Raw genomic sequence first — 22,558 nt, 5'->3', positions numbered from 1 at the left:
GTTGAACACACAAATAAACTATTTGTAGTGTCTTCAGTTGTTTTTTTTACTATACAGGTTCATTTTTTAAGAATCTACATTCTTCAAATAACTTTTTCATGAAAAAGAAACTGAGTATAAAAAGCTATTTCGCTTCTCGTTCTCAAACCTTGATGGTGCCTAGACTATTCACTGGTACGTTTTTTCATCTTTTGATTAAGCCAGAAACCACTCAAAATCGTAAAAATCGGTGCTAAGATCGAGAAGAAAGTAAATGGTAGATATTGTAATGCGCTGACTTTCATCGTGCCCATAATAAAGGTACCACTAACTCCCCACGGAACGAGTGAATTAACGGTTGCTCCAGCATCTGCCAAAGTTCTGGTAAGATACTTTTTATTAACGCCCGCACGATCGAACGATCGCTTAAAGGTTTCGCCTGGTAAAATGATCGACAAGTACTGTTCGCCTACGATCAAATTGATCCCGATACAGCTTAATGCTGTAAAGCCAACCAAGCGAGAAGGCCGATCCATTTTTTCTCGCAATTCCTGAACAATCGTTTCCACAATCGTATATTTGATCAACAAGCCACCCAAAGCTAAAGCTAGAAGAATCAAGCTTGCTGAACCAAGCATACTAACAATTCCCCCTCTTGAAAGCAATTCATTGATTTTAGGGTCTGCTGTATGGGCAACATAGCCGTTCATTAAAATATTAGCTACTTTTGACATCGTTAAATGTGGTTGATTGATGAAGGAAAGAATGATCGCAGCAGTTGAACCAACTAGTAGTGTTGGAATCGCTGGAATTTTTTTAATCGCTCCACCAAACAAGATCACTAATGGGATCAACGTCCATGGAGAGATCCAGAAACCTGCTTTCATGTTTTGGATCATGTCCGTGATCGCTTGTAGATCCGCTGTGTGACTCCCATTCCCAAGAAAAACATAAAATAACATAGCAATTAAAAATGCTGGCAAATCAGTGTAACGCATTTGAGCGATATGCTCAAATAAGTTTACTTCTCCGATCCCGGCCGCCAGGTTCGTAGTATCAGATAACGGCGAACAATTATTTCCTAAAAAAGCCCCCGAAACAACTGCTCCTGTCGTCATCGCATCACTAAAACCTAAAATATGACCGATTCCTAAAAAAGCAATACCGATCGTTGAAATCGTTGTAAATGAGCTTCCAACAGTAATCCCGACGATTGCACAAACAAGAAAAGCAGTCGGTAAGAAAAAGCGAACCGAGATCAATTGGAAACCATAAACCATGATCGTTGGAATCGTTCCAGATAAAATCCACGAAGCTACCAAAACACCAATCAACAGAAAAATCAAAATTGGGATGATCCCTGGAGTAATTCCTTTGACAATCCCATCATGAATCTCATCCCATGAGAAACCTCTAAATCGTCCGTAAAATAACAAACACATGAAAGCGATTAGTATAGGAATATGCGGAGACAATTGAAATCCAATAATCAGTATTCCTAATATCGCCAACAATATGAATAAAACTGCCATACTTTCTTTCACAGATATTTTTTTATTCATCGTATCTTCTCCTATTTTTTTTACAAAAAAAGTCCTACCTAAAAAAAGCGTTCTTTTGGTAGGACAACTGGTCATAGCATCATTTTTTTGTTTTAGCGGATAGACGATGCTAATGACGATTATTTTCTCAAATCCGCTGAACCTTATGATTAGCGTTATTTTCGCAAAGGTTCCCTGATTAAAAAGCATACATTTGGCAAACCATGCTGTAACAGACATGAGCTACTTCTGGAACACCGTTTGTTAGGAATAAGGGACTGTGACAAGATTTTTGTCATAGCCCCCTTCCCTATTTACATTTTTTACTTGCTTCTTATTTATTCTATTCTTTTAAACTCTTTTCTACTTCGCTTCCCCAAGAATCATTTTTAAAACGATTGATGATCAAAGGAATGACAAACATAACGATTGCAATAACTGCTACCAATAATGCATCCGTCAAGGTAGATGTTCCTAAAGTGGATACAACTACTGCAATGATAGAGAAAATCAACATGCAGCTAACTACCCAAGCCATTCCATTTCCTTTTTTACCAATTCGATAAGGACGTTCTAAATCTGGATGGCTTTTTCTCATTTTGATCAATGAAACAGCAATCAAAATATAGACGATACAATAAATAACAGTTGTAGCATTTGTTAATGTTAAGAATACAGCACTGACGTCATCCATTACGCCATAAAGTAAAGCGAATAATGAAATAACGATTGATTGAGTTAATACGACATTACGAGAAACACCATATTCATTTTCTTTATGGAATCCAAATTTAGGTGGTAAGAAACCTTCACGTGCTACTTGGATTATCGTTTTAGATGGTCCAGTTACCCATGCAGATAATTGAAGTAACACACCGATAAACACCATAAAGCTGAAGATGTTCCCAATAATTGTTGGTAAGCCAAGGATTTGGCAATAAATCAAGATTGGTTGCGTAATGTTTGCTAATTCCATTTTTCCATTTGGTACAACATTGGCAACTAACATTGCATTGATCACGTTCAATAAAACAAGACCAATCAACGCAATAAAGACCCCTTTAGTGTAGTTTTTCGTTGCATCTTTTAAACGAGGCATGTAAACAGAACTCATTTCGATACCAACAAAAATAAATGTGATACCTGCAAGATATTTCAATGATTCACTATGTTGTAAATCTGGGAAAGCTTTTGACCAAGAAAAATCTCCTAAGTAACCATTAGATACTAGCCCCACTTTGAATGCGGCGAATAAACCAAGGACAAACATGATAACCACTGGGATATACACACCTAACCAAACGCCGATGTTCCCACCAACTTTGGCCATATCAAATTTCAAGTTCAAAATTGTAATGATCCAATAAATAACTAAAATACAACCTAATACAAATAAATGATTATTGCCTAATTCTACGTTCCCGAATGTATTTCCTAATAATGGACCTAATGTTGATGCAACCATAACCATCCCTGGGAACATTTGAACCCAAAGCAACCAGGCAACAACAAATCCCCATTTACTTCCTAAGGCAGTTTTGACCCATAATTGTGGTCCACCTTCTTGTGGAAGCATCGTAGAAAGCTCACCAGAAACCATCGAAATAGGACCGGCAAAAAACAGTACGGCAAAAATTGAATAAAAAATCAATGTCCAACCAACGGCTGCTAAAGTCGGAATACTCCGAACTGTCGCACACAAAGCCATCGTCAGACCGACAAAGGTCCCAAGACCCATTTTACTTACTTGTGATTTACTCACTGTTGACACGCTCCTTGTTTTTTTTTGAATAAAAAAACATTGTCTTCAAAGTAATCCCAAGTCGCAAGACAAAAGCCAAGAGGTTGTTCCCCACAACTTTTTTAGTATAAAAACGATGCTTAGTGACTGGATTTTATTAGTTATTATTTGCTAAAAAAGAAAAATCTGAAATAGTCTTGTGTTCCATTCGCTGTATTTGTATTGAAGCTTTTCGATCTTTCTCTTCATTCATACAAAATACCTAAAAGAGCGCAAGCTATTTCATTACAACCTCGGCTGTTTTGAACAGATTACTTGTATCGCTTCAAAGACAACCTGTAAAACAAAAAACACCTGAGCAGATAACAGAAGTGCTGAGCTCAGAAAAACCAGCAGAAGAATCTAAAAAATAACTTTTTGTATTTTAAAGATCCTTCAACTGTATTTTTCGATTGAGCTACCACCGTTTATTCGGTTTTATAGCATACAATAAAAGTGACTTCTACTTCTTATACTCAGAATGTTTTTTATTTTATTATTTTTCTTCGCTTGCTAGTAATTGATTTGCGTAGATTTTTTCTAATTTTTCTTGAAGAGCTGCTTTGATTTTTCCAGCATATTCTTCGAAGTTTTCTGCTTTATTCATGTATGGTGTCATTACACTTGCACGTAAAACAGTTACTTTTCCTGCACGGTTCCATTCTTCATCTGAGAAACCTAATTGGTTCACAAATTGTAATGGGCTGTTGCCATAATCTGGAATAGCAAAGTCAGTGTGTGATGTCAAGAATTCATTACCATAGATGCTACCTTTAACGTATGAAGAGTAGTCATAAACGTCATGATTCAATTTGTTCATTGCAACTAGATCGTCGTTGCCTTTTTCTTTAAATACATAGTCAACCATATTGAAATCTGGGTAAGTTAATGGATGTACTTCGATTTCTTTATCGCCAACTTTAAATGATAAATCTTGTAAGAAGTTATAGAAACGATGTGCTCCTTCAATTGAAGCTCCCATCAATTTACCATAACCAGTTACATTAAGTGGTAAGACATGATGTGCAGCCCAAACACTAGCAGCAGTTGCTCCTGCTTTTGAACCTTCTAAAATGTATGCACCAAGTAATGCTGGGATATCTGCGCCTTTTTCAAACACGTAAGTAGCAAAGTAAGAAATAACGTCGCGCATACGTACGTCTTTGATGACGATCCCACCAGCTGAGTAAGGAACATAACCCATTTTATGTGGATCAATTGTTACAGATTCTGCTTCTTCAATTGCTTTGAAGGCACGGTGTACATCTTCTAAGATATAATCTTTGTTTTCTGTAAATACATGATGTTTTGCATGAACATCTTTTAATTCTTCAAATGGAATAAAGTTATTTTCTTCGTCTAAGAAAATGGAACGACCATAACCGCCGTAAGCAGCATCAACATGCAAGTAGAAGTAAATACCATCTTTTTCTAATACTCGACGTAATGCAACAATTTTATCGATACCGTCAATGGCTCCTTCTTCTGTCGAACCAACAACACCGACTACACCCAAGATTGGTGTTTTTTCAGTTGCTAGTTGACGAACGATTTTTTCAAGTTCGTTGATATCCATTCGATAGTTGTGATCAACTGGTACAGGGATTACTTGATCTAACCCGATACCGATGATATCAGCTGCTTTTAGCCATGAGTAATGTTTCGTTTGTGGTACTAACCATTTTCCTAATTGTTGTAAATGTTTTCCGCTACGTGCAGAATGTGCTTTGATGTCATCAATTTTTTCTGGAACACTATCTAACAAGTCCATGATTTCTTTTGTAGACATGTTCATCAATTCCCAGTCACTTTTTCCTGAGACTAATTCAGGTGCAACTTCTTTCATTGCAAGTGGAAGTGATTTGATGTTACGTGCATACCAAAGACCTTCTAAGTTAGCTAAAGAACCATCAGCAACGATGTGTCCCCAGCCATCTTTATAGCCCATTAATTTCGCAAACTCTAGTCCTACTTCTTCTTCCATTTGACTTGTTGCTGGAGAAGATTCGTAAGCAACGTTGTTACCATTCCATAGCATTGCGAAATTATATGCTAGTAAAGATGGCATTAATGTTTCAGAGTTCATATGACCCCAATAACGTCCAGCTGTATGCCATGGTACTGAGTGAGTACGCATACGAGCTGAGATTTCAGATAAAACATCTTTTGTTTTATTGACTGTGTGCTCAAAACTTGCACTACTTTGTTCTTCTGGTGTAATAACTGGCATGTCTTGTGGCATGTAGTTTTGTCGCCAGCCTAAATGTTCATCTACTAAATCGTTCAACAAATCTTTATAGAGTTGGCCGTTCTCCGCTTTGTCTCCGATAAATAGTGCATTTAGGTTTAATTCATTTGACAATGATTCCATGTGAAACCCTCCTAAAAAATATTTAAATTTTGTCGAGCCCTACATTACACCTGTTTTTTATTTCTGTAAACTAAATCACAAGTGGTTTTTTAATCATTTTATAATAATTATCAATTGTGCAAATTGTTTACACATTTAAAAAAATTAAAAAAAACGAGGGAATTTACAAAAGTAAATTCCCTCGTAAAGATTGTATTAACGAGATCCCACGTCACCCTTTTAGGTTGGGTTTCAAAATTGGAATCTTGTAATAGAGTTGACCATTTTCAAGCCAAAAAATTACTAAATTCTAATCAACTACTTTGGCCAAAAAGTAATTTTTCTTACCCTTTCGAATAACCACAAACTTACCATCAAATTCCTTCGATGGATCTATGACAAAATTTAAATCGGTAACACGGTCACCGTTAATACTTATAGCTCCGTTTGAAACATCTTCACGCGCTTGGCGTTTTGATGGTTCAATTTTTGTGGAAACCAATAATTCCACGATATTTTCAGGTCTACTTGAAATTTCAACGTTTGGCATTTTACCAAATCCTTGAGCGATCTCAGCTGCATTTAATTCTTTGATGTTTCCAGAGAACAATGCTTCTGTTATTTTTTGCGCTTCTTTCAAGTCTTCTTCACTATGAACGAATCTCGTCACTTCTTCTGCTAAACGTCGTTGTGCTTCACGTTTTTCAGGTTCAGTTTCAACTTTTTTCGCCAAATCTTCAATTTCTTCTTGTGATAAGAAAGTAAAGAATTTCAAGTATTTCACAACATCTCGGTCATCTTGGTTCAACCAGAATTGGTAGAACTCAAATGGTGATGTTTTCTCAGGATCTAACCAGATAGCGCCACCGGCAGTTTTACCAAATTTTGTCCCATCCGCTTTTAACATCAATGGGATCGTTAAACCGAATGCTTCTGCTTCTGGTCCTTCTAATTTACGGATTAAGTCTAATCCAGCTGTGATGTTCCCCCATTGATCAGCACCACCGATTTGTAGTTGAACATCATATGTTTTGTGTAAGTGTAAAAAGTCAATTGATTGCAAGATTTGGTAAGTAAATTCTGTAAATGAGATACCGACTTCCAAACGACTTGCTACGATATCTTTCGCTAACATCGTGTTAATATTGAAGTTTTTACCGTAATCACGTAAAAATTCAAGTAATGAGATTTTTGATAACCAATCATAGTTATTCACAAACGTGATGTTTGCATCTTTCCCAAATAATTTTCTCATTTGGTTAGATAAAGCATCGACATTATGTTGGACTTGTTCCATTGTTTGTAAGACACGTTCTGTCTTACGACCACTTGGGTCTCCAATTGTACCTGTTCCGCCACCGATCAGAATGTATGGATGATGTCCTGCCAATTGAAATCTTTTCATCATCATAAATGGAATCAAATGTCCGATGTGCATAGAATCCCCAGTTGGGTCAACTCCGCAATATAGTGAAATACTCTTTTCGTCAACAAGTTCACGAAGTCTTTCTTCATTCGTTTGTTGGTTAATGGCATCACGCCAAGTTAATTCGTCGATAATATTCATGTTAAATCCCTCCGTATCATTTTATTGTGAAAGCAGGAACCTGCTATCATTCATACTAATTAAAATCAATAAAAAAATCCCTTGGTTAATTAACCAAGGGACGAAATCTCGCGGTACCACCCATTTTATATGTTTCATTCAAAACATATCACTCAAACATTTAACGCTGTCACGTGACAAATCAATGCCAAAGGCTCCTAAAATGTAATTCGTCTTAAAGCTTGTACTAGTTCTCAGCAACCACTAGCTCTCTGAAACATTGGCTTTAATAACTACTGCGTTTTGATCATTGCCTGTTATCAAGTTAATATGTGTCTATCATAGAACGCTATTTTTTCTTTGTCAATAAAAAAGATAAAAATTTCTTTCTATACTTCTTCAGCAATGGAATAAAACAGTAAAATCCGAACATTCTTTTTTTTAAATCATTTGCATCCAATTACCTAAAATACCTCATTGATCCCTTTATTTCATCCGTTTTTTCTAAGATGAATGATCCATTCAATGGCGCTCATTTGACCATCAAATGAAAATTTTAAAAATTTTCGAAGCTTAAGAAAATTTTATAAACTAGTATTTATCAACGACAAATTTACTTCTTTTATTTTATTATTTTAACGTTTTCGATCATCTAAGCGATCCAATACCTCTTTCTCTCACCCTAATTAATGTTATTATTTCCCATTCAATCGAAGGTATAAAGGCATCAATTCCTGCATACCATCTAAAATCAACTTTTCAGCATCTTTTAATTCATTCGGATAAAAATAAAGCTTACCAAGTTGGAAGGTTTTATGCTCCATTGCTTTTTTTAATTCGATTTGTTTTTGCTTATCCGTCAAATAGGTGGCTAACGGCAGGTGATCCACCAGTTCATGTTCTGGTTGCGGCCAAATATAATACTCTTCAACTGGGATGTGCTTACTCCATTCCTTTAAAACCGTTAGTAGATGATTGAAGGACGAAATACTTCCTTGGCGTTCTTCACTTTTATAATGTTGAAACATCAAATAGATTTGAAATTGTTTTTTATTTAGCAAAGTAGCTAAACAAGCATTTTCCTGTTGGCGTCCTTCACTACGGTACGCACACCAAAAATGGCTTCTGAGATTCCAACCATTCGTCCAACTTTCGATTTTTGGTTTCCTCATCTGCCATTGCAAGGGTGTTGCTTTCGCCACTTGTTCATTCATTTTTTTCCACTTTTGCCAGTGTGTTTGATACCTCACCTTAAGCTGTGCTAATTCTTCAGTAGTATATCTTTCTTTTAACTGCTTAAAGGTAAACATCGAACGATCAAACAATTCATAATCACTAGTTAATAAATCCATTCCGCCACTTCTTTCTTAACGATTTCCCTATCCTACATTGTAAAGACTATCAATGAGAGAAACAACAAAAATAGCAAGAAAAGAGTGAGCATGGAATTATTTCGGTGAAAATACTCGATAATCATCTTCCTTTATCATTTAGATCTTGTTTTGCTTGTGTAATTGGTTGTCTATTAACTGGATTCTGCTTTGTTGTCTCATTTTTCTGTACTTTGTCTTTTAATTGAGCTTTTTGTGGCTGTCCATTCCCTTGTTCTGATTCCATATGCTTTTCCAGAGAGGCGATCAGCTTATCTGTATATTCTATATCTTGTTTTACCAATCCTTTAAAACTATTAATCAAAGGCATCATTTTGGCAACCAGAAGTTGTGATTGACTCTGAGTAGTGTTTTCCAGTTGAACATTCAAATTTAAAAAACGCTCTCTTTCCTTGCTCACATCTTTCTTTAACTTTTCAAGACTTTTTGTTCCTAGAAGTTTTTTCCCTAATGCTAACTCAGCTTTTTGAGCGTCAATTTCTTTTTTCAACATATATTTTTGTAACCAATTCACACCTTTTGCTAATTTTTCTTCGTTTTTGTTCATACTATCCTGCAATTTATCGATTCGTTGAGTCAAATGAACCTTCATATTTTCCTGATCTCGTGGTTCTACGTCTAATTTTTTTGCATGATTTAAATAATTTAATCGATTCATCCGTTCTTTTTTCAAATAAGAAACTCGAGCATACTGCTTCTGTCTTTGCTTATCTAACTCTAGGATCGTTTTATATGTATGTAAAAATTCCTTATCCAATAGCATGGGAATTTCCATCTTTATACTCTTTTTTTTATTTCCATTTACCTCAGTTAATTGGTAAATCTTGGCATTTTTTTAGATACTACTTCTTGTTCAACAAGCTGATAAATTTTTTCTTTTGTTTTAACCTCTTTTGCTTTTGGTAGTATTGACATTTTTTTACTCCTTATCATTTAGTAATCGAGATATTTCGAAAACGAATGCGTTGTGCCTAAACTTAGACGAAACGCATTTGGACAAACGAAACTTTCCAAACATATTACTAATTACGTGAATCGTGTTCAGGCGTTGATCTTTGTTGTTTCTCTGGTTGGCTTTGTGGCTGCGTAACTCCTTCTATCAGAGTATATAATTCACGTGGACCATTTGTTTTTTGCACATCATTTATTTTTATTGTTTCATGCACTTCATTTGTTTCATGCACTTCATTTGTTTCTTGCTCATCATTTCTTTCCATTTCGGCTTGTACTTTATTCTGATATTCATGTAACTCCGCATTTAGTACTTGTGGGCGATGATTCTTGATATTTTCAAATCTCTGCTGTGTCTCTAAGAAATTTTTTTCGGTCGTATAAATTGAGCGAGCAAGTTCGCCTAATAGCGGTGCCACGTACGGAAATAGACTGGCTGATACTTTATTATTTAAATCTATAAAACCTTTCTTCACCATACTAAATTGTTCATTCATATTCAAATCAGAATATTCTTTCGTTATTTTATTTATCCATTTCTTCTTTATCTTTTTACTATCAACCTCCCCACTCAAACTATAGCCTTTCCCATAAAGTGATGATAGATCAGACTCCAGTTTACCTTTTATAAGCTTTTGTTCATTTTCCAATGAACGCTTCTCTTTTTCCAAAGCTCCTATTTCACCTGTAAAATAACTTAAAAATCTTCTAAACGGTGAAGCTTTGATCTTATCGATTTCATCAGTCTTCTCCTTGATTAGTACTGGTATTGCATTTAACCGATTCAATTTGTTATCCATGTTGTTTTTTTCACTAGTGTAGCTAGTCAATTCTACGCCTATCTCTTCTTCCAACGACTGAATTTTTATTTTCATGTCGTCTTCATCACGCTCTAACTTATTTTGCATACTAATTACTGAACTCATGTCTTTATTTAGTTCAAAACACTTTTGTACTTCTTTTTTAGGAACAACTAATGATTCCTTATATGAACCAAAAGAATATTCGCTCATTAGACGTAGATCTGATTTTTCGTGTTTTTTCAACAGTTTTTGTTTGTTTTGTTCAATTGACGCAATTTTAGCTTGGTCGTTAGTGACATACGCTGCTATACATTCCTTTTTATATTTCTTAAATTTATCTTCCTGTTCCATTTCTAAACTAGATACTGCCGCATTTTTATTTTTGTTATTTAAATCCCCCATATCTGCTTATCTCCTTTATTACTTTAGTGTGTTAAGAATAACACGCGCGACAACTGTTATTTCTCCGACATTTTCTCAGTTTGGAAATTTTTGTTTTAAAATTGTTTATCCTTTGTTTTTTTGATTTGAAAGCATATTCTCATAAGTGTTCTGGAATAGAAAAAAACTGACTTTTGTTCCCATTTTTACTGGTTAAAAAGTCAGCTATATAAATATTTTGTTATTTATGATTCTATATTAGTTAATAAAGTTTCAAAGAAAATAGCACTAGAAGCTGCTCCGGGATCGATATGGCCAATGGCTCTTTCCCCTAGATAAGAGGCACGTCCTTTTTTGGCTACTAAATCTTTTGTATGTTCCTTCGCTTCTTCAATCACTTCTTCTGTTAATCGATTATTCTTCAAGGCTTCAGTAACAGGTAACCAGACATCTAGCATCGTTTTCTCTTCTGCTTCTGCTTTCCCCCTAGCTTGAATCCCATTTTTTCCTTCTTCAATGATTTTCCCTAATTGTTCTTGTGATGTAATCACATCAATGTCTTTTGTAGCCTTCATTATATTCATAAAGGCAGAACCATATAATGGTCCAGAAGCACCTCCAACTTTTGAGATCATTGCCATCGAAAGAACCTTGAACGTGTCACTGATCGTTTTCGGTTGTTCTTTTTGAAACGCTTCTTGATAAGCCGTCATCCCTCGCCCCATATTATTGCCATGATCGCCATCACCGATCGGCGTGTCGAGCTCACTCAGATAACTTTTATTTTCATCGATTTTCTCTGTAAAATCCGTTAACCACGCTTGAATTTCTTTGACCGTTAGTTCCATTATTCTCCCACCTTCTACCACGAAATTGTGTGAACTTCACTTTCCAATGCTTCCTGCCATTTCTTAGTTGTTAGGTCAATCATCGTCAGAGATAATCCTTGCATGTCTAAAGAAGTCATAAAATCACCGACTTTATGAAATGTCACTTTGACTGATTCTTGATCGAGTAATGATTGGACATCATTCATAAAAACAAAGAGTTCCATCAATGGCGTGCCACCCATCCCATTAACTAGCACTCCAACTTCTTTTGGTTTCTCTGGGTAGTCAGCTAAAATTTTTGTTACTAATTCTTCAGCTAATACTTTAGCAGGTTGCAACTTTTCTCTACGATAACCAGGCTCGCCATGGATCCCTACTCCGTATTCGATCTCATCTTCGGCTAATTCAAATCCTGGCTTTCCTACTTCAGGAACCGTGGCCGCACGCAATGCCACACCAATCGTCTTGATCGCTGGAACTAGTCTATCTCCTAGTTCCTTCAATTCTTGCAAGGATGCACCTTTCCTAGCGGCATCCCCTAAGATTTTATGCACAAGAACTGTTCCAGCTACTCCACGTTTGCCAGCAGTATATGTGCTATTTTCCACCGCAATGTCATCATCCACTACAACACTTTCTACTTCAATCCCTTCCATAGCCGCCATTTCTTTAGCCATGTCAAAATTGAGTACATCTCCTGTATAATTCTTGATGATCAATAAAACGCCTTTTCCTTGATCCGCTTCTTTGATAGCTATATGAATCTGATCAGGTGTCGGCGAAGTAAAAACATCTCCTAAAACTGCAGCACTCAACATCCCAGCACCAACAAAACCTGCATGCGCTGGTTCATGACCACTTCCTCCCCCAGAAACCAAGCCAACTTGTTCTACTTGATCATTTTTTGCTACTACTCGAGAATCAGCTACTTGGTGAATCATTTCTGGATAACTTATCACTAAACCAGACAACATTTCTTCTACGATCGTACTAGGATTATTCATGATTTTTTTCATTTCACGTCCACCCTTTCTTTCCCGCATTCTGTGCTTCCGTTAGTATTTGTTGAGGATCATCCGTGATACCTGCTGTGATCGCTCCAGCAAAAGCCCCTTCAACAAGTGGCGCATCCACAAGGTAGTATTTCTTTTGTTGGTCTTCATCCAACATTTCCTTGGCCATTTCAGCGTTCAAAACCGCACTCCCGATATCCGCAAACACAAAATACATGGCGGAATCAGCTGATTGGTTGATCGCATCGATGATTTTCATCGGATCAGAACCAATTCTTCCCTCTACTCCTCCTAAGGAAAAAAGTAACACATCTTCTGATTGTTGCATCTGTTCAATCATTTCTTTGAGTCCATCCGTTAACTGTTGACTATGGGAGACAAGTAAGATACTTTTTTTCATGCCATTTCTCCTTCTTCCTTTTGTGGTCACACCAAGTTTACGCTTTCATTCTTTTGATCATCAACTACATTCTTTTGCATAGTTCCAGTATATAATAGAATGTCCATTTTTTGGAAATGATGCGCTGTAATTGACTAGCTAATTCCAATTGCGACTTAAGAAATAAATTTTGATATACTATTTTTAAAGAAAGGAGTGATCAAATGATCATTACAACAACAAACAACGTGGAAAATAAAGAAGTAACAGCATATAAAGGCATTGTTTTTGGTGAAGTCATTACTGGAATCAACGTATTAAAAGATATCGGGGCAGGATTTCGCAATGTTTTTGGCGGACGTTCAAAAAGCTACGAGGATGAATTGCTTGCTGCACGTGAAGAGGCCTTAGCAGAAATGCAAGAGCGTGCTCGATCATTAGGTGCAGATGCAGTCATTGGGATGAAAATGGATTATGAAGTATTGGGGAGCGATAACGGAATGCTAATGGTCACCTGTAGTGGGACAGCGGTGACAATAAACTAGTTCAGACATGAGGTTGTGAAAAGAGTGTCTTGACCTGAGCGCTCACCAAGTAAAAACTGCGACGAGTAATCGCAGGAGCATTAAGGATGAAAATCTCGAAACAGCTCATCATGTTTTGAGATTTTTTGACTTATCGCCGAAGGTCAGCTCTTTGAACACCGTGAATCAGAGGTCGTGAAAACATCGGGTAGCTCTGATGACAATAAGAAAGAATTTTTTGAAACAGCTTCTCATGTTTTGAAAAATTCAGGCTTATTTCAAGGAGCTGATGTTTGAACACCGTTTAGCAAGAGGCTGTGAAAGAAGCGTTCAGCTCCGAGCGAATAAGAGAGGATTTTTTAAAATAGCTCCTCATATTTTAGAAAATCCTCTCTTATTGTTGAGGAGTTGCTTCTTGAACACCGTTTATTCGTTTTTAGAGATACTAGAAGAGACTGAGATAGAACTCTCACTTAAAAAATATACCGAACCTGTTCTACCAATACACCGATTCAAAAAACAGATTGATATAAAATAAGGTGTTTCCTAAAAAATATACGTAAAAACGTTAAATTTTAGGGAACACCTATGCTCTTTTTCCCTAAATTTAATTGATTATCCAAGTAAGATACTGCTATCTAATTATTTATGTACGTTGCTCTTTTCATCAATGGATTATTTTCTATTCTACTATCTATGATTGCTGGCATTTCACCATCCGATTATCCTCTTGAAGTTCGATTCGTTTTATTGCTATTTTGCATTTGATCTTGTTTATCACCTCGGTTGCTGAGCTCTTCTACCCGCTGTTGAGCATTCTCTTTTAGTTGGTTTATCTCTTGCTTTCTCACTAGAAGCTCTTCTTTAAATTTTTCATGTTTTCCTTTCCAACCTTGTACATTTCTTTCTAAGTCCTCAACCTTTTGCTCCATGACGTTTAATTTCCCACTAATTTTTTCAAGTTGTTCTCTTCTGTGTTTACTAACATCTCGTAGTCCCTTTGTCTTATCTTCAACAACGTCATAAATTGAGAAGAGCTGTGCTTTTAATTTTTTTTGCGCCTTCAATTCTTCACGACTATATTCCTTATCTGTTGCTTTAATTGGGTGTCTTAGCATCGTTGCTAACTTTTCCTCTTCTTTTTCATGAATATGAGCTGCTTTTTTATAATTTTCTCCGTGAGGATAGGTAGCGTGACTATCCATTGTTTTATAGGCGTTCTCTACTATTTTTTTTTGCTTATCAATCACTGCTTTTGTAAATCCTCTACCTTCTGCTATTTCTGTCATTAGATCCCCTTCTCTTATTTGATTAATAATCTGAATGTAACACAAATGTAGAGTTTTTTTAGCCAAAAATTTCTAAATAACAGATTTTTTGTTCTATGCTAATGATATTTATTCCTAGCGACTTTCTTTATTGATGAGAATCGCTGAACCAATAACTGTTTTTTATCTTTATCTCCTCATCATTAACTACAAATATTATTTTTTCCTTCATAAAAAATATCATTCATTTGTTTTTTTGGAACAATCTTCGATGTTGAATATTTAGAATATTATTTAGCAAGTAAAAAGGATGTGATTTTTCGCCCCATCAAGCAAAAAATCACATCCATATCATGTTAGAACATCTTTTTCATTCACTTTTCCAACGATCCTTTTCAAAAACTATCTTTTAGAACAAGGATATTCGCTGAATCAGCATGAGCTTCATTCACTTTTACTTCGCCAAACGGTAGATAGCATCTGCATAAATGGCAGTTGCTCTGAAAAGGTCATCCAGACTCATAAATTCGTTGGCTTGGTGCATTGTATCTGTATAGCCTGGGAACATTGCGCCGTAAGCTACACCACGTTTCAATAGACGGCCATAGGTTCCGCCGCCAATGATTTGTTCATAGCCTTTTTCGCCTGTATGGTCTTCATAAACTTGCAATAAAGTTGCTACCAATGGATCTTCCATTGGTACATAGTGAGGTTCCATGACACGTGTGCCACGAGTAACTGTTGCTCCTTCTGCTTTCATCGTTGTTGCAATGTCATTTTCTAAGCCATCAACGGTAACCCCTTTTGGAAAACGGAAGTTCATGTTGATATAGTTATCTTCTTCTGACCCATTTTCTTTAAAGGCAAACAATCCAGCGTTCATGGTCAATTTACCCATTTTTTCGTCTTCATGGGCAACCCCTAATTTTTCTCCATAAAAATCTTCATGGACATAGGCTGCTGCTACATGGATGAATTGTTTAGCAGAACCGATAAATTCATAATCGTCTAAGAATAATGCTAAGAATGAACCGGCATTGATCCCTGATTGAGGACTTGCACCATGTGCGCCCTTTCCGATCAATTCGATTTTCACATAGGTATTATCCGCTTCGATCGAACCACTTACTGGGTTTGCTTCAACAAAACGATAAAAAGCTTCTTCCATTTGGATCGCAGCTTCCGCACTTGGTACTTCAAGAGTCGCTGTTGCTGTTCCAGGCACCATGTTTTCACGTAAACCTGAAGTAAATGTCTTCAAGACATAATCTCCTGCGTTGTCTCCTTGGAAACGTAGTGCGAAAGAAACATTTCCTTTCTCACCATTGATGATTGGAAATTCTGCATCTGGAGAAAAGCCAAAGTCAGGTTCTTCTTCATGTTCAAAGTAGTAAGCCATGTCTGCCCAACCACTTTCTTCATCACTACCAACTACAAAACGAACTTTTTTGGATAATTCCAAGTCAAGATCTTTGATGATCTTCATGGCATAGTAGGCAGCCATGCTTGGTCCTTTATCATCACTAGAACCACGAGCAAAGATTTTCCCATCTTTGATTACTGGTTCATAAGGATCTGTATCCCAACCATCCCCTGCTGGTACTACGTCCATATGACCAAAAATACCTAAAGTTTCATCGCCTTCACCAAGATCAATATGTCCTGCATAGTTATCAACATTTTTTACGACAAACCCATCACGTTCGCCATAAGCCAACATATGTTTTAGCGCATCTCGAGGTCCAGGTCCAAAAGGTGCATCAGGAGTTACTTTTGAATCATCCCGTTCACTGTTCACACGTAAAAGATTTTTTAAATCTTCAAGTAGTTCTTCTTTACGTGCTTCTACTTCTTTTTGCCAATCGATTGTCATAAAATCAATCCTCCACTCATTAAGTCTACCTGTCCATCATACCATAAATCCTGCCAAAAAAACGTGCAAAAAAATTTGTGGTTCCTTAGCCAAACGGTATTTTATTTAAAAATACTCAGTTATAATACAAGAAAGGAGGCGGAAAAATTGTTAATAGATAGCGATTTATTACAAAAAGTAATTCAACCACGCCCAGAAAAGTCACATAAAGGAACTTTCGGTCGTACTGTCTTGATTGGCGGTAACCATCAATTTGGTGGTGCGATCATCATGAGTGCACTAGCGGCTGTACACAGTGGCGCAGGATTAACGACTGTTGCTACGGACCAGTGGAATCAAGCACCACTTCACACGCATTTACCTGAAGCCATGTGCATCGACTGGCAAGAAAAAGAACAACTGTTAGCAGTGATGGACACGGCAGACGTTCTATTGATTGGTCCAGGATTAGGGGACTCCTCATTGAGTTTAGAATTATTAGCATTCACTTTAGCACATCAAAAAAGCCATCAGTGGTTAGTGATGGACGGTTCAGCATTAACATTATTCGCTAAAGAAAATCTAACCCTCCATTTTCCCGAGCAAACCGTCATGACTCCTCATCAAATGGAATGGCAAAGAGTAAGCTCACTTAAGATCGAGGAACAAACACCTGAGAACAACCGCAAGCAGCAAGCCAAATTAGGCGCAACGATTGTTTTAAAAAGTCATCGAACCACGATCTACGGGCAACAAGAATGTTATCAAAATACTACTGGCTCTGCCGCAATGGCCACTGGAGGTACTGGTGATACATTAGCTGGTATGATCACTGGATTCTTGGCACAATTTCCTAAAAACGATGAAACAATCGCAGCAGCTGTCTACCTGCATAGTTTTATTGGGGATCAACTGGCAAAAAAACAATATGTTGTTTTACCGACACAAATCAGTCAAGCAATCCCTCAATGGATGCACTATTTTAGTCAGAAAAAAGATGGAAACAAGGAGTTCTAATGATGGAAAAATTTACTGGATACATGCGTGAGCCGTTTTACTATGAAACCGATCAAATGGGGATCATCCACCACAGCAACTATATCCGTTGGATGGAAGAATCTCGTGTTGCTTTATTGGATCATTTAGGTTTCAGCTATACAAAAATTGAAAAACTAGGAGTGATCATCCCTGTTTTAGAAGTCACTTGCCAGTACAAAGAAATGATTCGTTATGGTGAAACTGTTCGTATTTTGCCTAAAATCGAACAATATAGTGGTACAAGATTAAATTTTAGTTATGAAATCTACGGTTTAGATGACGGAAAATTACGAACAACTGGCTCTAGCAAACATTGTTTTTTACTCGCTGACAATCAGAAGTTAACCAAACTTGAACGGGTAAATCCTGCATTAGATCGCTTATTCCACGAGTATGCACAGTTGGATAGCTAAAGAATAGTATTTAACTCTTGTATTTTTTAGGATTTCCATTACGGATTTTCTTAAAAAAAATCAAAAAAGCTGCCTTTTTTCTTGTGTTGGCTTGATTCATCCGTATAATAAAATAAAAAGCAGGTGATCATCATGTATGTTGTGAAAGTATTGCACGGTTACATTGATAAAACAGGCTGCCGCACTAGAGAAAAAAATCCAGATAACTTATTGATTTTCAAAGAAAAAAAAGCATCAGAAGCTTTTGCTAAATCGATCGGAGGGCGTGTCAAACAACTGCACGAAGTACGCCCTGATTGAAATAAAACCTCAATCATTAGTTAGTCAACATGATTGAGGTTTTTGCTTGTCCAAAAAATTTCTTTAAAAAACGAGCTTACCAAAAAGAGTGATCCTTTTGGTAGGCTCGTTTTTCTTACTATTTTCTCTCTTCTATCTTGAGAGGGTTAGTTTGTCACCAGTTAATTGAATATTAACAGCATCTACTATTTTTCCTTCTTTTGACAAAACAGCAATATTTATGCCCGTTTTATTTCTTGCAACATTTATATCGCCCACTTTTATCGCAGCAAACTGTTGGTCAGCATACGGTGTAAAACTTGAAGAAACTGAGATCTCTTTCCCATTGATTTCTTGGCTAACAGAATTATAGTTCTTTGTCTGTGAAAATTCAGGATTTTTTCCTAACAGACGGATACCCGAAAAATTCCAAGAACTTTCTGAATCCCCATTTTTAAACTCAGGGAACAGCTTACGGATCTCTTCAGCTAACTGTTGGTTCATTTGTGTCTTGTCTCCTGCACCTGCCATCACAATCAAATGATCAGTTTGACTTAATGCTTCAAAATAGGCGTTAGCATTCCAAATACTCATCCATTTTGGATCTCCCTGTTGATAGATTGTTTCCCAAGCCTCTTTTGGTACTGAATGAATGGACTCTAAACCAAAATATTTTGCATTCGCTCGATTGACTTGTTTCGTTATATCCGTTTTTACGTGGGATAGTCCTCCCGAGTAAGCAGTATGACCAGTTTGATTATAAATCGTAAAGTTGGCAATCACCGGATTCAAATTCCCTTGTTTTTTTTGCTCTCTGACGTAATGGTATTGTTGATTGATCTCTCTATAAGAAAGTGCTATGTCATTGACTCCTAAAGCAAAAGTAAATAGAAATTGGGTAATCAATACGCCACTAATCACCCCATAAAACGCTCCCTGGGTAGATTTCAACACTTTATCTGGCCATTCAAACGCCATCGCCATAATGATAAATAAAACACCACCAAAAAATGATCTTCCCCAATCAAGTCCAGCTGGTGAAAGAGATAATACATAGATCGTGGCTATCCCTGCAAAGAGATAGATATAGGATAGTCTCAACCATTCTTTGTGTTTACTAAAGAAAATTCCCAACACGATCAGAACCGCCATCAACACAAAAAGAGCTAAACTATTTTCATATAGCGTTTTTGTGATTGAAAAAACACCTGAATACAATTTCCGAGGTAAAGACCACTGGCTACGAGCAAAATAAGTAGCTCGAACAGCATTTCCAGGGGCTGTTACCATCATGAATAAACCAAAAATTGCTCCTAACAATCCTGTGAACATCCATGGTCGTAAAGGCTTTTTCTTTTGATAATAAAAATAGAGGTAGCCAAGAACGATCAAGATCATCCCACCAGAAGTGTTTTCATTACACCAACCAGCTAGGATTCCTAAAATGAGTAGCAATATACTATTTACTATAGGATTGAATGATAATTCCTGCTCTTTCTCATAATAGCGATGGTAAAGAAAGAGGAAACTGACAACGATGATGCCTCCCCATAAATAATTAGCAGCACCAGTTTCCCACAAAATCGTTTGACCGAAAGCTGGGACAAATAACCATAAAAATACATTAATTAAAAAATATTTGAAGGAATAAAACGTAGTATTATCTTTTGTGGTCATTTTATAAATCAATAATGTCAGTAAAACATAGATCAGTGGATTGACCAAATTAAATACTGTTTTAGGCATCAACAAAAATAAACGTGCAATGATATGGACAACAGATCTTCCCGTCCAAGTCATATATTGTGTGTATTCATCATGTAAAATAGACGAAAAACTACTTGTTTTATACATATACTCAATATCATCCGCAATTAACGGTGTCAAAAAATTTAAAACAACCATGATAACATAGGCAGAAATAAGAACTAAAATTTTTTTATTATTGCGGATAGTCTCTTTTATTTGTTTCACTTCGCTCCTACTTTCTTCTTAAATTTTGCTATAAAAAGGGTTCCTGTGATTCACAAAGAAAATTATAGCATTTTTTGATTCAACTTACATTCTTACTTTTGTATTCGACTGCCACATAGATCAAATAAGGAAAAAACCATCAGTAATCATGAATGCGTGTTATGTACGAATAATCAAAGGACTAACCCTATTCTCCGACCCTGAAAAAGGGAGATAAAGACAAAGCACCTGACCTGTTCGTTATTCGAAATAAGACAGCATAAGCAAGATTATCGTAATAGCAAGAGGCTGTGAAAGAAGCGTTCAGCTCCGAGCGAATAAGAGAGGATTTTTTAAAATAGCTCCTCATATTTTAGAAAATCATCGATTATTGTTGAGGAGTTGTTTCTTGAACGCCGTGAATCAGAGGTCGTGAAAACATCGGGTAGCTCTGATGACAATAAGAAAGAATTTTTTGAAACAGCTTCTCATGTTTTGAAAAATTCAGGCTTATTTCAAGGAGCTGATGTTTGAACACCGTTTAGCAAAAGGCTGTGAAAGAAACGACTAACTCCGAGCAAATAAGAGAGGATTTTTTAAATAGCTCCTCATATTTTAGAAAACCATCGATTATTGTTGAGGAGTTGCTTTTTAAACGCCGTTTATTCACTTTTAGAGACACCCGAAGAGACTGAGGGGAGTTTTGGACTCCGAGGAAAATAAGAAAATACTTTTCGAAACACTTTCTCATGTTTTGAAACATTAAGGTTTATTTCAATTAGCCTATGTTTAAACACCTTCTAGGGCAAGAAATCGTGAAAGAAGCTTTTCTTCTTTCTGTTCAAATTATTCTAAGATTTCTCTTCACCAACATCATTTTTCATAGCGCACAAATTTTTAGAACATAAATAAATCCCTTATGCTAAGAGCACAAGGGATAAAAAATCTTTTACACTTCATTCGTGTAAGGGTCCCATCAAAATTAAATTGATGCACCGAAAAATAGTATTATTTGTATACGGTTAATTCTTATTTACAAATTAATTGTATTTTCTAAATTCTTTTTTGTCAAGCCACTTATAAACCTTGACTTCTTCTATTAATTAATAATTTTCCCCATATTAACTATCTCTTTAGAAAGAATAAAACAAACAAAGGTTTCTATAAAATCCATCATAAAAGCGCATTTATTTCTATACTTAAATGTGAATAAATTATCAATCTACGGTTTAGTCAGAACTCTTTATCCTATGCCATAAAAAGGAGATCTTTTATGATATAAATTAAACAATACAAAAAGCAGATAACACAATCAATTACATGTTTGATTACTATGTAGGCACTAGTCCTATAACTAGTAAGAAAATTAGAACCGAGTATAAAAAGAAGACTAGTAAAGACCTAACATTTATTACTATTCATAGTTTTAGGCATACGTATGTAAGCCTACTTTAGTTATCAGAAAGAAATCTAAAAAAAGTACAGGAATATTTCATTCTAATGTGAAAACTACACTAAATGGATACACGCATTTAAATGATAAGTACAGTGATCAAACCGCTGATAAGCTAATGGAGTTTATGAGTTTAGATTAAATTTTAAATAACAAAAAAACCCACTAGTTAGAGTGGGTTTATGGGTATTGAATACCCCTTTATTTGTTGTTTTCTAGGGCTTGGCGACTTTGGTCAGCTAATGCAGTAAATGCTGCTGCATCGTGGACAGCTAAGTCGGCTAACATTTTACGGTTGATGTCGATTTCAGCTAATTTCAAACCGTGCATCAATTTTGAGTAGCTCAAGCCATTCATACGTGCTGCTGCGTTGATACGAGCAATCCACAATTTACGGAAGTCGCGTTTCTTTTGACGACGATCGCGATATGCGTAGTTGTATGAATTCATTACTTGTTCTTTTGCTGTTTTAAATAAAGTGTGTTTTGAACCGTAGTAACCTTTTGCTAATTTTAGCATTCTTTTACGACGTTTACGAGTGACTGTTCCACCTTTAACACGTGCCATGTTTAATTCCTCCTAATAAAAATAAATCTTCAAATTTCGATCTTTTTGTTTTTTTTATTTCATTTTTGCTAGTTGTTGGCGAATACGTTTGAAGTCGCCACTAGAAACCATGCTTGCTTTACGCAATTGACGGCGTTGTTTTTTAGTTTTACCGTGGAAACGGTGACTTGTAAACGCGCGGAAACGTTTTAATCCGCCTTTACCAGTACGTTTGAAACGTTTTGCTGATCCGCGGTGTGTTTTTTGTTTTGGCATGACTATATTTCC

The 22,558-nt window shown here is 36.2% G+C and carries 19 protein-coding genes and 1 other annotated feature; of the genes, 4 read left to right on the top strand and 15 right to left on the bottom strand.

The annotated features are described in order from the left end of the window. Positions 1–164: 164 nt before the first annotated feature. From nhaC to dhaM, 10 genes are all read right to left on the bottom strand, one after another. Positions 165–1,541: a Na+/H+ antiporter NhaC gene (nhaC, locus tag IGK91_RS01285; protein ID WP_010736917.1), complete on the bottom strand. Its 1,377-nt coding sequence runs from the start codon at positions 1,539–1,541 to the stop codon at positions 165–167. A gap of 322 nt (positions 1,542–1,863) precedes the next feature. Continuing rightward, on the bottom strand, positions 1,864–3,282 hold the full coding sequence (gene tyrP, locus IGK91_RS01280; protein WP_010720263.1) for a tyrosine-tyramine antiporter: 1,419 nt from the start codon (positions 3,280–3,282) through the stop codon (positions 1,864–1,866). Between the two features lie 514 nt (positions 3,283–3,796). After that, positions 3,797–5,671, bottom strand: a complete 1,875-nt coding sequence (tdc, locus tag IGK91_RS01275) for a tyrosine decarboxylase (RefSeq protein WP_430605316.1) — start codon at positions 5,669–5,671, stop codon at positions 3,797–3,799. Positions 5,672–5,960: 289 nt separating this feature from the next. Beyond that, complete coding sequence (gene tyrS, locus IGK91_RS01270; RefSeq protein ID WP_181934165.1) at positions 5,961–7,217, bottom strand: tyrosine--tRNA ligase; 1,257 nt, start codon at positions 7,215–7,217, stop codon at positions 5,961–5,963. A gap of 93 nt (positions 7,218–7,310) precedes the next feature. Then, positions 7,311–7,516 (bottom strand) — a binding site (T-box leader). A gap of 375 nt (positions 7,517–7,891) precedes the next feature. Then, complete coding sequence (locus IGK91_RS01265) at positions 7,892–8,548, bottom strand: HI_0552 family protein (protein WP_010736914.1); 657 nt, start codon at positions 8,546–8,548, stop codon at positions 7,892–7,894. Between the two features lie 121 nt (positions 8,549–8,669). Further along, positions 8,670–9,362, bottom strand: coding sequence for a hypothetical protein (locus tag IGK91_RS01260; protein WP_014834321.1), 693 nt, complete (start codon positions 9,360–9,362; stop codon positions 8,670–8,672). A 247-nt stretch (positions 9,363–9,609) separates the two neighbouring features. Then, complete coding sequence (locus tag IGK91_RS01255; RefSeq protein ID WP_081123173.1) at positions 9,610–10,743, bottom strand: hypothetical protein; 1,134 nt, start codon at positions 10,741–10,743, stop codon at positions 9,610–9,612. A 224-nt stretch (positions 10,744–10,967) separates the two neighbouring features. Continuing rightward, a complete protein-coding gene (gene dhaL / locus IGK91_RS01250; RefSeq protein ID WP_010736911.1) occupies positions 10,968–11,570 on the bottom strand; it encodes a dihydroxyacetone kinase subunit DhaL in 603 nt (200 codons plus the stop codon). 14 nt (positions 11,571–11,584) lie between these two features. Beyond that, positions 11,585–12,568: a dihydroxyacetone kinase subunit DhaK gene (gene dhaK, locus IGK91_RS01245; protein ID WP_014834323.1), complete on the bottom strand. Its 984-nt coding sequence runs from the start codon at positions 12,566–12,568 to the stop codon at positions 11,585–11,587. Position 12,569: 1 nt separating this feature from the next. Continuing rightward, positions 12,570–12,965 (bottom strand): dihydroxyacetone kinase phosphoryl donor subunit DhaM, encoded by a 396-nt coding sequence (gene dhaM / locus IGK91_RS01240; protein ID WP_010736909.1) that lies wholly within the window; start codon positions 12,963–12,965, stop codon positions 12,570–12,572. Positions 12,966–13,168: 203 nt separating this feature from the next. Here dhaM and IGK91_RS01235 point away from each other — a divergent pair, with 203 nt between their 5' ends. Continuing rightward, complete coding sequence (locus IGK91_RS01235) at positions 13,169–13,489, top strand: putative heavy metal-binding protein (protein ID WP_010720273.1); 321 nt, start codon at positions 13,169–13,171, stop codon at positions 13,487–13,489. 701 nt (positions 13,490–14,190) lie between these two features. On the opposite strand, the gene IGK91_RS01230 is transcribed toward IGK91_RS01235, so the two are convergent. Both IGK91_RS01230 and pepV read right to left on the bottom strand, forming a co-directional pair. After that, entirely contained in the window at positions 14,191–14,757 is a 567-nt protein-coding gene (locus IGK91_RS01230; RefSeq protein WP_081123169.1) for a hypothetical protein, read from the bottom strand. Between the two features lie 433 nt (positions 14,758–15,190). Then, the gene (gene pepV / locus IGK91_RS01225) at positions 15,191–16,609 is read right to left on the bottom strand and encodes a dipeptidase PepV (protein ID WP_010720277.1); all 1,419 of its coding nucleotides are present in this window, start codon (positions 16,607–16,609) and stop codon (positions 15,191–15,193) included. Between the two features lie 147 nt (positions 16,610–16,756). Here pepV and IGK91_RS01220 point away from each other — a divergent pair, with 147 nt between their 5' ends. The 3 genes from IGK91_RS01220 to IGK91_RS01210 all read left to right on the top strand — a co-directional run bounded on the left by IGK91_RS01220 (position 16,757) and on the right by IGK91_RS01210 (position 18,339). Next, positions 16,757–17,605 carry an NAD(P)H-hydrate dehydratase gene (locus IGK91_RS01220; protein ID WP_010736906.1) on the top strand — a complete coding sequence of 283 codons (849 nt, stop codon included), beginning with the start codon at positions 16,757–16,759 and terminating at the stop codon, positions 17,603–17,605. A 2-nt stretch (positions 17,606–17,607) separates the two neighbouring features. Further along, on the top strand, positions 17,608–18,039 hold the full coding sequence (locus IGK91_RS01215) for an acyl-CoA thioesterase (RefSeq protein WP_014834326.1): 432 nt from the start codon (positions 17,608–17,610) through the stop codon (positions 18,037–18,039). A 132-nt stretch (positions 18,040–18,171) separates the two neighbouring features. Next, complete coding sequence (locus IGK91_RS01210; RefSeq protein ID WP_010720280.1) at positions 18,172–18,339, top strand: hypothetical protein; 168 nt, start codon at positions 18,172–18,174, stop codon at positions 18,337–18,339. A gap of 132 nt (positions 18,340–18,471) precedes the next feature. Here the strand turns inward: IGK91_RS01210 and IGK91_RS01205 are convergent, their stop codons facing one another. The 3 genes from IGK91_RS01205 to rpmI form a co-directional block, all read right to left on the bottom strand. Beyond that, the gene (locus IGK91_RS01205) at positions 18,472–20,292 is read right to left on the bottom strand and encodes a DUF3329 domain-containing protein (RefSeq protein ID WP_010736904.1); all 1,821 of its coding nucleotides are present in this window, start codon (positions 20,290–20,292) and stop codon (positions 18,472–18,474) included. 1,633 nt (positions 20,293–21,925) lie between these two features. Beyond that, positions 21,926–22,291 carry a 50S ribosomal protein L20 gene (rplT, locus tag IGK91_RS01200; RefSeq protein WP_081123167.1) on the bottom strand — a complete coding sequence of 122 codons (366 nt, stop codon included), beginning with the start codon at positions 22,289–22,291 and terminating at the stop codon, positions 21,926–21,928. 54 nt (positions 22,292–22,345) lie between these two features. After that, complete coding sequence (gene rpmI, locus IGK91_RS01195) at positions 22,346–22,546, bottom strand: 50S ribosomal protein L35 (protein WP_002289309.1); 201 nt, start codon at positions 22,544–22,546, stop codon at positions 22,346–22,348. Positions 22,547–22,558: the final 12 nt, after the last annotated feature.

It is taken from the genome of Enterococcus sp. DIV1208, from assembly GCF_050530455.1.
Classification (GTDB): Bacteria; Bacillota; Bacilli; order Lactobacillales; family Enterococcaceae; genus Enterococcus_B; species Enterococcus_B hirae.
This window is presented reverse-complemented; position numbering and strand designations above follow the sequence as displayed.